14 protein-coding genes are annotated in these 13680 nt (G+C 37.2%); 7 read left to right on the top strand and 7 right to left on the bottom strand.

Going from position 1 to position 13680, the window contains the following annotated elements; all coding sequences use genetic code 11:
- Positions 1 to 311: 311 nt before the first annotated feature.
- Both EGC86_RS20775 and EGC86_RS20770 read right to left on the bottom strand, forming a co-directional pair.
- Positions 312 to 1262, bottom strand: coding sequence for a hypothetical protein (locus EGC86_RS20775; RefSeq protein ID WP_123778893.1), 951 nt, complete (start codon positions 1260 to 1262; stop codon positions 312 to 314).
- A 1025-nt stretch (positions 1263 to 2287) separates the two neighbouring features.
- Positions 2288 to 3574 carry a DNA cytosine methyltransferase gene (locus tag EGC86_RS20770; RefSeq protein ID WP_123778892.1) on the bottom strand — a complete coding sequence of 429 codons (1287 nt, stop codon included), beginning with the start codon at positions 3572 to 3574 and terminating at the stop codon, positions 2288 to 2290.
- A 75-nt stretch (positions 3575 to 3649) separates the two neighbouring features.
- Between EGC86_RS20770 and EGC86_RS20765 the strand changes: the two genes are divergently transcribed.
- Both EGC86_RS20765 and EGC86_RS20760 read left to right on the top strand, forming a co-directional pair.
- On the top strand, positions 3650 to 5263 hold the full coding sequence (locus EGC86_RS20765) for an AAA family ATPase (protein ID WP_123778891.1): 1614 nt from the start codon (positions 3650 to 3652) through the stop codon (positions 5261 to 5263).
- A gap of 43 nt (positions 5264 to 5306) precedes the next feature.
- Positions 5307 to 6557: an LlaJI family restriction endonuclease gene (locus EGC86_RS20760; RefSeq protein WP_165872478.1), complete on the top strand. Its 1251-nt coding sequence runs from the start codon at positions 5307 to 5309 to the stop codon at positions 6555 to 6557.
- On the opposite strand, the gene EGC86_RS20755 is transcribed toward EGC86_RS20760, so the two are convergent.
- The 3 genes from EGC86_RS20755 to EGC86_RS20745 all read right to left on the bottom strand — a co-directional run bounded on the left by EGC86_RS20755 (position 6554) and on the right by EGC86_RS20745 (position 7501).
- On the bottom strand, positions 6554 to 6751 hold the full coding sequence (locus tag EGC86_RS20755) for a hypothetical protein (RefSeq protein WP_123778889.1): 198 nt from the start codon (positions 6749 to 6751) through the stop codon (positions 6554 to 6556). The genes EGC86_RS20760 and EGC86_RS20755 overlap by 4 nt on opposite strands.
- A 73-nt stretch (positions 6752 to 6824) precedes the next feature.
- Complete coding sequence (locus EGC86_RS20750; RefSeq protein WP_123778888.1) at positions 6825 to 7178, bottom strand: hypothetical protein; 354 nt, start codon at positions 7176 to 7178, stop codon at positions 6825 to 6827.
- Positions 7179 to 7258: 80 nt separating this feature from the next.
- A complete protein-coding gene (locus EGC86_RS20745) occupies positions 7259 to 7501 on the bottom strand; it encodes an HTH-like domain-containing protein (protein ID WP_123778887.1) in 243 nt (80 codons plus the stop codon).
- Between the two features lie 249 nt (positions 7502 to 7750).
- Here EGC86_RS20745 and EGC86_RS20740 point away from each other — a divergent pair, with 249 nt between their 5' ends.
- Entirely contained in the window at positions 7751 to 8527 is a 777-nt protein-coding gene (locus tag EGC86_RS20740) for a ParA family protein (protein WP_123778886.1), read from the top strand.
- Between the two features lie 17 nt (positions 8528 to 8544).
- On the top strand, positions 8545 to 8850 hold the full coding sequence (locus EGC86_RS20735) for a hypothetical protein (protein WP_123778885.1): 306 nt from the start codon (positions 8545 to 8547) through the stop codon (positions 8848 to 8850).
- Positions 8851 to 8878: 28 nt separating this feature from the next.
- Here EGC86_RS20735 and EGC86_RS20730 read toward each other — a convergent pair whose 3' ends face one another.
- Complete coding sequence (locus EGC86_RS20730; RefSeq protein WP_245423193.1) at positions 8879 to 9763, bottom strand: RepB family plasmid replication initiator protein; 885 nt, start codon at positions 9761 to 9763, stop codon at positions 8879 to 8881.
- A 1777-nt stretch (positions 9764 to 11540) separates the two neighbouring features.
- On the opposite strand from EGC86_RS20730, the gene EGC86_RS20725 reads away from it, so the two are divergent.
- The gene (locus EGC86_RS20725) at positions 11541 to 12410 is read left to right on the top strand and encodes a phage integrase N-terminal domain-containing protein (RefSeq protein WP_123778884.1); all 870 of its coding nucleotides are present in this window, start codon (positions 11541 to 11543) and stop codon (positions 12408 to 12410) included.
- Here the strand turns inward: EGC86_RS20725 and EGC86_RS20945 are convergent.
- Positions 12385 to 12522 carry a hypothetical protein gene (locus EGC86_RS20945; RefSeq protein WP_165872477.1) on the bottom strand — a complete coding sequence of 46 codons (138 nt, stop codon included), beginning with the start codon at positions 12520 to 12522 and terminating at the stop codon, positions 12385 to 12387. The genes EGC86_RS20725 and EGC86_RS20945 overlap by 26 nt on opposite strands.
- A gap of 113 nt (positions 12523 to 12635) precedes the next feature.
- Between EGC86_RS20945 and EGC86_RS20720 the strand changes: the two genes are divergently transcribed.
- A complete protein-coding gene (locus EGC86_RS20720; RefSeq protein ID WP_123778883.1) occupies positions 12636 to 12887 on the top strand; it encodes a hypothetical protein in 252 nt (83 codons plus the stop codon).
- A complete protein-coding gene (locus EGC86_RS20940; protein ID WP_165872476.1) occupies positions 12877 to 13041 on the top strand; it encodes a hypothetical protein in 165 nt (54 codons plus the stop codon). The genes EGC86_RS20720 and EGC86_RS20940 overlap by 11 nt, the downstream gene beginning before the upstream one ends.
- Positions 13042 to 13680: the final 639 nt, after the last annotated feature.

The following is a 13680-nucleotide window of genomic DNA, read 5'->3' as shown; positions in this document are numbered from 1 at the left end:
CTGTTTAGGTAGACATGGTTACCGGATGTGGTTCAACAGTCGTTAATCTTGGTAACTATTTTCACTGAAAATTATTTTTCAGGGATCTGTTTAGGTAGGCATGGTTACCGGATGTGGTTCAACAGTCATTAATCTTGGTAACTATTTTCACTGAAAACTTTTGAATTTGTAATTTTTTCAAGTAGCTGGTGATGAAAATACCTATTGGTTAAATTGTCAGTGCGCTTTAATTCTTCTTGTTCGAGTTAATAATGTAATAATAATATTTTCGTGCTTTGTAGGCGTAAAACACTTACGCAAAAAACCAAGATTTATTGAAGTAATGGGGTGTTATTTGGAAGCAAGATGCCCTTTTGTTCACCTGTGTTGAAGTAGCATCTTAAATTGTCGCTGTTTGCTTTCTCCATCAGTTGTGTAAGCATGGCTATTTCGGTAATTTCATACTCCTCAAACGTGTGCATATATCTATTCAATTCTGCCATATTAAGCAATTGAAGAAGCCGAGATTCTATACCTACATCCATGACATAATTACGAAATTTTGGTGATATCCAAAATAGAAGCTCCATCATATTGTTTAGCTTATCTATAAGAACAACTATCACATCCTCTCTACTTTTGACATCATCGACTCTCCAGGCTGGTTCATTGTGAGAAATTCGATTTCGAAATGCACGAACCTCTTCAATTCTACGACGAATTATATCTCGTTGATGAAACATTGGATTTTTTTCTCTAGTCCGAGGTAACTTCCTAAAAGCCTTGGATAGTCCATGTGGCCAGAAGAAGTTATTATCCGAACCATTGTAAAAATGCTTATCAAAAAGATACTCCCAGGTAGAAAAGTCAGTTTGAGATATAATTTGGTCTAACGTTGGTTCAACATCGCCATGTCCTTTCTCTCTAAGAGATTTTTTTGCCGCCTGTTTTGCACTACGAATTTTTGTTTTAAATTTGGTTACTTGTTCAGCGTTTACATTATTCCCATCTTCAATTCTATCCGGTGTGTGCAAAATACAATCAAACCAATGCTGACCTGGCCCGCATTGAATTTTATTATGAGCAGCAATGCTGATGGCGTTCCTTAATGCAACTTCTATAATCTGAATCAAAGGATAAAATGCTCCAACAACAGCGAGATTCCAGCTGTATGAGCCAAATAACTGGGCATCATTCTCTGGGGTAATCGATGTTTTATAACTAGAAAGTCTTGCGGGGCTTAAGAGTCTTTCTGCTTCTGCATAGTCATATAAAAGAGGCATTTTTGCTTGTTATCTTTGATTATAATCAGTAGTAAGCAGGGTAAGTGTTTGAAAATATTATATCAACATAACATTAGAAAATTACTTACTTAGTTGACAGATACGTCAATATTGCGCTATCGTTGTCTCGTAGCTAGTTGAAGGTTCTTCTCCCATCTTAGTAATGGTGCCAGTTCCCCGACATAAAGCGAAAGATACAATGCCCCGAAATGACGAAAGTTGTTTTGGGGCTTCCTTTTTATATGGACTAAATCCCAATTTATGCCAATGAGTTAGTGCCAAAATTCTCCTACTGGTAATGAGCATATACCTCGCTCACCCCTTTATTTATCAATCATTGGGTTATATGTATCACGTTTCCTTGAGTATCTAGTTGTGGATGTTTTCTACATGTCTTTGATTTCTCCATGTTGCTAGATCTGATACAACTCCACCATACTATTTTTCTGGGAAATAAAATATTTTGCTAGGTAGTTGCGGAATATCATCCAAACTTCATAATTGAACTATACGAAAGCCTGATAACAGAAAATATTCAGACACTGCTATTTTTCGTCAATTTACGAAGACAAGAAGCTGACAAAAACATATGGCTTAGGTATTCGAGATGAAGCCACAAAAGAAGCATTAGAATTAAAACGTCCAAAAGTGATCGGATTTTATTATGCCTACACAACTATATCTAAAATGATATAGAGTAAGAGGTTGATTCTGTAACTTTTTCAAGTTGATTTGTTGTGAAAATACCAGGTTAAGCCGGTATTTTGCCTGAAATCGAAATGGCCTCACGTTGCAGATTTATTGTGCGTTTTTGGTATGAAACTTTCACTGCCAAACAAGGCGTTTTTGACGTACATCGCCACTGAAAAGCGCGCGTTCGTGGGCTGGATGAGGTGAAATGCTCGTTTTTAGGGGTTAACTGGCCTATTTAACATAACTGCCAATTGTGTGCACTTGTATTGAGTAGAGTACAGATAGGGCTCTATCTGTACAATTTGTAGTTATTATTCAATATAATGCTGATTTTATTTGGGTTTGCATTCTTCCATTGCCTTAACCATCTGCTCTGCAACAGCATCAATCACTTTCATACAAACTGAGTTACCAAACTGCTTATAAATTTGTCCCTGTGATACCGCATCAACAATAAATTTTTCAGGAAATCCTTGTAATCTAGCACACTCTCTTGGAGTTAGTTTTCGTGGGGTTTTTCCTATCGAACTTTGATCTATAAGAATTTCTGAACCGTCTTTATAGTATCTTGCGCTTAATGTGCTGGTATATTCACTTTCTTCATTAAAAAGTGAATAACCAAATCCATTACCTTTGATTTTATGTTCTTCTTTTCTTTTTTGATGACCAGCCCATAATCTTTCTGAAATAGTGAATTTATCTTCTGATACAGGTATTTTACTTAAATCATCAAGAATATCGCCTAATTTCGTTGGTGATTTTGGTGGTGTCGGCCATTCAAAGACATTATCAAAATCTATATTTTGATAATGATTTTTATCGAATCCAACGATGAAAACACGTTCTCTATTTTGAGGTACACCAAAATCTGCAGCTCTTAATACTCTAACATCAACCCAATAGTTTAGTTTTTCGGCTAATGCGTGGCGTGCATCTTCACTCATTGGTACATCTGTTGGTATATCTTGCGAATGTTCACCTCTCAAAATTGCGAGGATTGTTTCTAATGTACGGCCTTTATCATGCCCTTTAAGTTGTTTCACATTTTCAAGTAGGAATGCTTTAGGTTTTTTGTCAGCAAGTATTCTTTGTATTTCAAAGAACATAGTGCCTCTTGTATCACTAAACCCTTTTTTTAATCCAGCTTGTGAAAATGTTTGGCAAGGAAAACCTCCCAATAAAAGATCATGATCAGGTATATCGTTTGTTGGTATCTGAGTTATATCGCCTTTAGGTATTTCACCGTAGTTGGCTAAATAAGTTTTTTGGGCAAATTTATCCCACTCAGATGTGAATACACATTTACCGCCTAATTTTTGAAATGGTAGGCGTATACCTCCAATACCTGCAAATAAGTCAATAAATTTAAAATTTACTTTTGCTAGAGGATCATGACTGAAAGGGGCTAAAGTTAATTTCTCGTTCATTATTTGTTCAATCATTGTGATGTCGAGCCACTTTTTAGGGCTGGGTTTGTGTTCGCCTGATTCCCATCCTCTTACCGTTCTTTCTCCTGTTGAGGCCATACCCAGTAAATTTGCAAATTCTATTGGATCTAAACCAAGGTTTTTTCTAGTTTTTTTGATATATTCAGCTTTATTAATTGTATTTTCGTTCATTGCTACATTTAACTTATCCGGTTTATGACCCGGGGATAGTAACATTCAATATGGTGCAGAACAAGGAGTGGGTTTGTGCTAAAAGATCTAAGTAAATCGATTGATGAATGCCGTATAAAATTCGATACATTTCCTTTCACTTCAGATATAGAAATAACTCCTATCCTGGCTGAAAAGTTAAAATCGTCTATTCAAGAAATTGAACCCAATTCTTCTGTTAATATTTATCCGTACTCAATTAGTTTAACTAACGAGAAAGGTTTACGGACAGATCTCGCTTCATCTAGCCTATGGTTTGGTGCTGCATATCATGAGTTTGCTACAGATCTTGAACAATATAGGGTTGCTCTTGAAACGATAACTACTGCTTTAAAGGGATTGGGTTATTCATTAGTTAATATCAAATCACTATTTAAAATGATACCGTCGGTAAATTGGAAAATTCACCATGATAGAAAATTAGTCTCTGATTTTATTAATGAAATCGATATTTTTTTTGGTGTAGATACAGTAAGTAAAGCATTGTTTTTTCGTTTCTTAAATGAAAGGGACTGGTGGTTTAAACCGTTTTCAAGAACAGGCCAAACAACAGGTAAAACATTAGACCGAAGTGATGTTTATCAGTCTGCTACTTTGCTTGCTGCTAAAGTTATTGTTGCAAGTTCGGATCGATTATCTCTAATAATTGAAGCCTTTTCTTTGAGTCAGCCTTTAAGGCAAGCGTTTAGTCATCTTCAGCCATCCGAAATATTATTTACTGAATCTGTATCTACGATTGTAGAGTCTTGTGGTATTAATCAGATCTATTACGGTGCGCCAGGTACAGGTAAAAGTCATAAGATTGATGAATTAGCTACTGATGGGAATAGTATTAGAACCGTTTTTCATTCAGAAACCCAATATAGTGATTTTGTCGGTTGTTTAAAACCTTGCATGGTTGATGGCGATATTAGTTATCAATTTAGACCTGGCCCTTTTTCTTTGGCATTGGTTAAGGCGGCTAGCGATGAACAACAGTGTTTCTTAGTTATAGAGGAAATTAACCGTGCAGCGGCTGCTGCAGTTTTTGGAGATATTTTTCAACTTTTAGACCGTAGGACTGATGGTAGAAGTCAATATTCCATAGATGTCGTAGATGCTGATTTTAAGGGCTATTTAGAAACACATGCAGCCTCTTTATTAGTTAATGGAAAGTTAATACTACCTGCTAATTTATCTCTTTTAGCAACGATGAACAGCAGTGATCAGGCTGTTATGCCGATGGATTCAGCATTTAAACGTCGTTGGCAGTTTGAGTATGTCAGTATCGAAGGCGATGTGTATCCTCGGGGGGACTTTGTTATCAATGTTGGTACAGAGCTGTTTTCTGTGAGTTGGGAGGTTTTATCAAAAGTGATTAATGCTCAACTTTCAGAAGCTCAAATACCTGAAGATAGGCTTTTAGGCCCTTGGTTTATTTCAGAAAAAGAGCTGGAAAATTCACAAGGTATGCTTGCTGGTAAGTTATCGATGTATCTTTGGGAAGATGTACTAAGGCACGCTCATCGTGAAGTTATTTTTGATACTGAAAAAAACCCTACATTGTATCAACTGATTAAGACTATCAAAGCTAACGGTATTGTATTTAGTGACGTTGTTATAAATGAGTTACGTGCAAATGGTAAGCCGATAACGGCAGTTGAGGCTTAAGTTAATGGAGCATCAATTATACGTATATAATGATCGATCACACTTGAGCACATTGCCAACTAAAATTAAGAATGAATTGGGTAAGCATTCATTATTATTTGATAAGGATAATAGTGTGATGTTTTGCGGTATGGTTGTTGACGATGGTGCTGCGCATGTCTTTTTTCCACGTAACGCTACCTTAAGTAAAGACGATGGTAAGTTATTAGTATCGAAAGCATCGCAGTTGTTACAAGCTATTTATCGTTATTCACTAATTTCAAATAGTACTAAAAATGCTAATGATGAAGGGAGTGAACTTGTTGGTGATAGCCAATTAGGCCTTATCATTGAATTACTAAGTGATTATCAAAGAAATGGCTTATATACACATAAATATGCTGTAAATGTGAAAAACATGGGTAAACCGAATTGGAGTCAAACGATATCTAAATCCATTACTTTTATGAGTGCTCGAGGACCTGTTTATTTTGATATTTATGGTAAAAAACAACATTACAACCAAGATAATGAAATTACACTGATACATGCAAGTGTGTTGTCATTTCTATTTGAAAGGTTTGGGTGGTTGATTTCTGATACATCAACTTCTTTAACTAAGCTTCGTACTGTTGGAAAGTCTCATTTATCTAAAAAAAATCAAATATCTCTTATAAAAAATGAAATGAACAATATCTATTCTGATCATGATATTAGGTTGTTATCCAATTTAAAACGCTACATTTCAAGTGAAATAGGTAAGGATTCATCAGTTGAAGTAATGGGGATCCGCTCTTTTCATGTCATGTGGGAACACATGCTAAGCAAGGTTTTAGACAATGTCATTGAAGTTAATAATCTTCTTCCTAAACCAGCTTATAAGATATTAAATCGTGATGGCAGAGTCGTTATTATTAATGCTAAGCGAAATGGGCAACGTACAGATATAGTGGTTAAGCGGCCGGAACATGAAGATTACTGTGTTATTGATGCAAAGTATTATGGGGCCCATTCTATTGAATCAGTCCCTAAATGGGAGGATTTAGTTAAGCAGTTTTTTTATGTGACGGCTTTGAAAACAATCGTACCGGTACATGCTGTAGTCAGTAACGCTTTTATTTTCCCTGGTAATAGAGGGCCTATAAAATCAATTCATATGTGTGAACAAAGTGATGGTACTTTGATTGATGATGTTTATCCGCCTATAACGTGTTATTACATCTGCCCCCATGATGTCATTAGTACATATTTAAAAAGCCAAAAGCTGAAGAATCAACCTTATTGGTATTCACAAGTGACTTTGACTACTAGTTAATTAGGGCTTCCTTGTAGCAAGTCAACAGCCTTCTGTGCGGCCTTTAGGGCTTCTTCGATGGAGAATTCAATGCCATTATCCCATTCGGAATCATCTTTGCAGATAGCCCATTCAAAACCTTCACTGAACGAATCTGGATTTGGTTCAATATAGATATGGTGATCGAGATATTCTTCTTCATAGGTTGTTTGCATAACTAAGCCTTTGGTGTTTAATCATTCAATTATTAATTTTTTTGCTTTGGATATCTACGGTCGATAAGTCACATTAATGCGTTACTTTTTCTGCAGCAAGTCTGCTTTTAAGTTCATTTAGATAAATCACTATATCAGCCACTGTTTCAAATTCAGCTAAAGCGGGGCTCGCTTTAGTTTGTAGCTCAGGGTATTCGTTATCCCCCAAGTTCTCCGCTTCAACCACTGTATAGCGACTATTACTTTCATCTTCTCGCTTTTCTACTGCAGCATGATCAACCCACAAAATATAATAAGCGCTATCAAACTCAAAATGGAAACTTGGACACATATCATTGTCATAACTCTGGTCAACTAAGAAGGGATATTCACTCTGATTGAAGCCGAGTTCAAAATTATTTCCAAACGATTTTAGATAGTTATTCATGGGGTTTATCACCAGTAAGTATTTTATCTTATATAAAAAATTCTGTTATTAGAATTACAAATGTATTACAAATGTATTACTTATATCTTATTAACGTCTAAACCTGCAGCTTTAAGTCGGGTGGTAATATTACGCATTTTGCTAAATTCTGTGCCGTAACTTGCGCCTAAGTCTGTACCTTCACAAAATTCCTTTGCGGTAATGCTCTCTAGCTGATCTGCATATTTTATCATCTGTAGGTGCATTTCGGCTGTAGCTTGGTTGCGTGAAGCTGTAGCAATGGAGTCTTTAATTTTAGTGAAAATATCTTGGTAATGTTTCATCGCTCTTCCTTTTGGTTTTAGATAAATTTGATTATTAATCAAATTTATCTAAATTGCTAGTTTATTTATCTTAAACAGTTTTGTGTCTTTCTAAATGTATTTCATATGTAATACATTCTTATCCATTCTATCGAAAACCACTATTTATTTGTATTAGATTCTTTATTCATAACTTTTTGATTAGAGGATACTATACATAACCATTAAAATGTATTACATTTGTCATACATTTCCAATCGAGGATGTACTTTGAAAACGCTAGCCGTGATAAATCAGAAAGGTGGGGTAGGTAAGACAACCACAGTGATTAACTTATCTGCGCAATTAGCGCGTGAGGGGAAACGGGTTCTGGTTATTGATTTAGATCCCCAGGCAAATTTAACGGTCGTGATGACTGGCGGCCAATACGAATTTGAACACTCGATCACAGATGTATTCGAGTCCTCAAAAAAGTGCCCTATGCAACAGGCTATTATGTCTGCTCAATCCAACGGTGAAGCTATCGCCAATCTGTGTATTTGTCCCACCGACATACGTCTAAGCCGCGTCATTGAACAGAGCCTAACCAAAGTTCACCGTGAGCGCATCTTGTTAAAGCAGCTTGAAGCAATTGCTAACGACTTTGACATAGTGATCTTAGATTGCCCGCCTAACCTTAGCTTAACCTCTGTCAACGCCATGATGGCTGCCGATATGTTCCTGATCCCCGTTGATGGAGGCTCATTCTCACTGAATGGTTTGGCTGATCTGCTCGATGCCTTAGAAGAAGTGAAAGAAACTGAGCTGGTGAATTATGCGGTATTCCGTAATGAATTTGCTAAAGCCAATAAGCTGATTAATAACTTCCTCGATGAACAATTAGCTTCACTCGAAGGCAAAGTATTAGCGACGACTATTCGCCGTTCTGAGGATATTGGACAGGCCAGTGTATGCGGTAAAACTTTGTTGAGTTACAAGCCGAATAGCCCTACGCTAACCGACTATAAGAGCCTGGCTAAAGAAGTCATGCAACGAATCAATGTATAACAAGTGTAATACATAATATGAGCAAATTAACAGGTTTTACTGGGCTTAGTAGACGTAGTTCTGCTAAAGAAACCCAAGACAGTTCAAAGTCACAAGAGAAAATTACTACGGTTTCAACCCGCCGTAATATCACTACTGGCACGTCACCTATGCCGTTGCGATTAACGGAAAATGATAGAGCAAATCTGAATTTATGGCTAGAAGTCTTAGAGGCAGAATCGGGTAAAAATATTACTGCTGCCAAGTTATTTAGAGGTTTGATCAATATGAAAGATAAAATAAATACGAAGGTGTTAATCCGCTCAATAAATGATGTAACTTGATAGTGTAACTTTTTCAAAAGTCACACTATCAAAATAAAACATCTGCTATTGCTGCTTCTAATTTTTTATAACGTTGATCTATTATGTAGTATTGCTCACCATTTTTTGCAGAGAAGTAACCAGATAAATAGCCAATGCTTTCTAATTTGTTAATTCCAGCTTTTATCTTTCGGTTAGCTTCTTTTTTAGTTGTTTCTAAGCGCAAACGGTCTCTTAGCCGTTCAAATGACACTGGGAGAGGGTTGTTAGGTAATGAAGTGAAATACAAATAGAGGCATTGTGCTACTTCTGCTCTGGGTAATTTTTCTAACACCCGTAAACTGACTAAAACTTGGTAATCTACACGATAAAGATCCCATAAGGTTTCATCTGCCATTAATTCGACTAAATCAGCATCACCATCATACATCGCACGTAATAACATGCCCGTATGAACTGCCTTTTCCGTATTTTTTCTTCGGAATGAAAGGCTTTGACTTTGTATACGCTCTAAAGATTCACCTATTTGACGTCTTAAGTTTTTATCAAATCGACGACTTGGATAACCACAGCTTTTTGCAAACTCGGCAAAGGAGAGCTTGACGGTATTTGATGAGTAACCAAATTTACTGAAAACTAAAACTATACCGCACCAAACTTTAAAGTCCGTTTCGATATTAAGACGTTGGCCTTTGACTGTAACAGAGTCATAACCTTCTTTTTGGCATAAATCTAAGCTTACTAAGTCTTGGCTTAAGTCTTGAGATTTTACATCACTGATATTAGTTCTACGTCCTACAGGTGTAAAAACACCTGTCCTGAGAAGAACATTAGGTTGCACGCTTGTGCTGCTGTTGATCGTCAGCAGATGTTTACTATCACTATATAAGGATGCTGTATTTGTGCTAGGTAATGGCTTGTCTAATGTTTCCATATATCCCACTTCTTTTTTAACCCAATTAGAGTACACCATGAAACCCATTTAGAATACACCTAATTATTGTTTAACATGGTTACTTGATTTCCTAGTAGCGTACTGCAAGTTTTTATCTATAAATCTTTTTCAAATTCAAATTTTTATTTGCCTAGACTTCTGACTTATAGATATTTTTTGATAAAGGACGTTTACCCACTCGGCATACACCATTGGTTCCTTTTTGAACGGTAAAAAGATGCTTTAAGAGTGTTTTAGTGCAGTTAAAAGCGGTGATATGTATATAGGTGATTTGATGAGTCGAAATTATGATTATTTATTTGTGGATAAGAAAATAACAATATTGTGCAGGTGGAAGAGCAAAGTTGTAAGACTATGTTTTTATTGGTTTATTTTTTATTCTGCACAATTGGGTTATTTTGGATATAACCCAATTAGCATACACCATCTACCCAATTAGCATACACCGTTTACCCAATTAGAATACACCGTTTACCCAATTAGAATACACCGTTTACCCAATTAGAATACACCTCGATTGGCTGCAGCCCTTGGTGCACAAGGGCTGCAGCCAACCCTGGATCTATTAGGATCTAATAAGGATCTAATAAGGATCTTATTGGATCTGAGCTGTGGAAAACTCTCAATTTCATCGGTTAAGAACCCTTCTTGGGGGGCCAGCCCCCCGCCAGCCCTTCCCCTCGCTGCGCTCGTTTCCGGCATCCCCCCTAAAAGCAATAATGCCTCGCCATTTCCTGCCGTTGGCAGGGGCGAGAGCAAAATAACAAACCGGAAGGGTTCGCTTTGCCTACGGCCATTAGCCGGTATTTGGAATTGTAATTTGGTTTTAAAGCATGTTGCTTCGCAACTGTCTGGCAGAAATACTAAGTCAAAATCAAAGCTAAGGAGTCTAAATGACGATTTGAGGCGTTTTTAGCTAAAAAGCATGGACTTGTGGGGTATAAATCAAGGAAAGGGCTTAAAACGCTTTTTAGAGCCGCTGAGTAACTATCGATTAGAGTAGTCTATCGATAGTTAGGAAGTGGTTATTTTAGTCTTCATCTTTGTAACTCGGGAGCTGTAAGTACAGATACCGACAAATGAAAAATCCGACAACCAAGATAACGAGAACTGAAATTTGAGAGAAAGACATAGGGCGTCTCCAATGGCTAATTTTGTTCAATATTAGCACAGGCCAGTTTGATAAAAGTTACAAAATCAAATGGGGTGAATACGAAAAATGGTAGGGTGTATGTCACTCCACGTAGGGGAGTGACATACACCCGATGCTGCTCCTTATGCGGGGAAATAACCATTTTTTCGCATTCTCTGCGCATTATTAGCAAGTTGCGGGTTGCACAGAGATCAAGCTTGCGGTAAATTCAAATTTCTCCTATCGCATCTCTCGATGCTTACATATCTAAACTCTCCCAAGTTAATAATCTCCGAACCCAACAGGGTTTTTTAGGGTCTCTAGATAAAACTAGATTTGGTGTAAGCGTTCAACAGAACCGCACCATCTGGGCAATTCGCCTGTAATAACACATCGCTCAATATCATCTGATTTTTTAGATGGGTTCATTCTGCAGTCGGCATTAAGAACGAGCATTAACACTGAACTGAATATCCGAAAAGGCCGCTTGCATATGCAGAAGGTCGCCGTGTTATTAGCCCGCCGAGAACATGATTTTTCCTATAAAAACGCCCTACGGGGCGCTTTCCTTTTTGTATTTCTGAATTTAACTAATTTGATTTTGTAACTTATTCAAGGTGTTTTATGGCCTCTAATTTTTTATTTGAAGCGAATAAGCTTTTAAGACAGCACTGCACTAACTCGTTTGCCACCAAATCTGAGCGATTTAAAGCGATCAGATTAGTCGATAAACAGCTTATAGAGCTTGGTTTTAAAGGGATTTCTCTGAAAGGCCTTAAGACAAGGCATGTAGAGGCGCTGATAGCTAAATGGCAAGAAGATAGGCTTAGTTCTGGCACCATTAAAAATCGCATGGCACATGTTCGCTGGTTAACCAAAAAGATTAATAAGGTTGGGCTGGTATCTGCGTCTAACGCGAAACTTGGAATTGAGAACCGTCAGTATATTACCAACAATAATAAGGGAATAACCCTTCATCAATCTCAGCTAGATTTGATACCCGATCAACACCTAAAAATGTCCCTTAGGCTTCAAGCTGCATTTGGTTTAAGGCGCGAAGAAGCCATGAAGATACAACCAGAAAAAGCAGATCATGGCGATCATTTAGTGCTTGATGCTTCTTGGTGTAAAGGCGGTCGAGATCGCATCATTCCTATTTTGACTGAGGCGCAACGGCAAGTATTGAATGAGGCGAAGGCATTAGCAAAAGATAGATCGCTTATCCCAGCGCAACGAACGTATGCCCAACAGATGAAACGCTATGAAAATACCTGTATTCAAATTAATTTAGGTAAGGGGCATGGCTTACGCCATACCTATGCACATCAGCGTTACTTGACGTTAACCGGATTCGATTGCCCTGCGGTTTCTGGTATACGAGTTAGAAGGCTCACTACTGAGCAGAAAGCGACAGACAAAGCGGCTAGAGAAATAATCACACGCGAATTAGGGCATGGCCGAACGCAAATCACTGCGGTTTATTTGGGTAGCTGATTTTGGTAACTTCAACGTCCTTAATATCTAAAGTATCGAGATCGTGAGCCTCTTTCACAGCAGGGTCTTTGAAGGCTTTTTCTTTAAGTTGTTGTAAGGGAGTTTTTTTCATTTTGTACCTTCTTAACTAGTGGCTATCGCGATGATATTTTAATATTAAAATATCTTGATACTGTAACTTAATCAATGTAATCTTGATAATGTAACTTTATCAAGGAGCATGAGATGGAAAAGAAACAACATGGTGGTGCACGCCCAGGTGCAGGCCGTAAAACAAAATACGAAAACACCGTTGTTATCCGTGTTCCGGAGAAGTATAGGGATGCTATTAAAGCCCTTATTACGCATTTAGACGATACTGAACACGTAGACAAATATTATGCTGCTGAAGAGTCGAAACCTGTTTATATGCGCTCTTTGAAAGATAAAAAACAGCATATTATTTTTAGAACGGAGCCATTGAAAGATGAAGTATGAAGCAGAGTTAATGGTAGAGCTGGAGAACATAAAGGCAGATATGTCTTTACTTATGGATTGCTCTGCAGATTCTCCAGAAGTGAAAGAGTGGATAGGTAGAGTGCTTACTATTAAAGCTGAACTGGCTAATGCTCCACTGGTTAACATTAATTAGTTAATTGTTTTAATAGGTATTTTTTTATTACCTTTGTAAATGTAGGCATATGATAAATTCAATTTAAGCGAAGGGATCTATGTGGTAGCCTATTTCTTGCTGTGACGGCTTGACCAGAGAGTACAAACATCGAAAAACTTCTGTGCTCATTGGTATCAGTAAAGTTATGCTGTTTGAGTTGTTTCAAGAACGAGGAATAGCTTTGGCTATTTACAATAAAAAAGCTCTGCAAAAATGCAGAGCCTTTCATGGAGGTAATGCCTATGTCTATAGACGACATTACTGATTTAATTCGCGCTGTTACGTGTTTTGTGTACGCTGTAACTGCACTAGTTAAATCTTTTATAAAGAAAAATTAAGTTTTATTGCTTTAAAACCAAACCCTATAGATTGCACTCTATGGGGTTTTTACTTATCAGCTACTCAATAAGTCTATTTTCATAATGTCATATGAGTATTTTAAGCGCAAGCCATCAGTAGCCATCAGTAGCTGCCAATAGCCACCGGAACAATATTTTCACTGAAAATTATTTTTCAAGGATCTGTTTAGGTAGACATGGTTACCGGATGTGGTTCAACAGTCGTTAATCTTGGTAACTATTTTCACTGAAAATTATTTTTCAGGGATCTGTTTAGGTA

The sequence above is a fragment of the Shewanella frigidimarina genome (genome assembly GCF_003797125.1).
GTDB lineage: Bacteria > Pseudomonadota > Gammaproteobacteria > Enterobacterales > Shewanellaceae > Shewanella > Shewanella frigidimarina.
The sequence above is the reverse complement of the archived record's forward strand: the minus strand, read 5'-3'. Positions and strand labels throughout refer to the sequence as shown.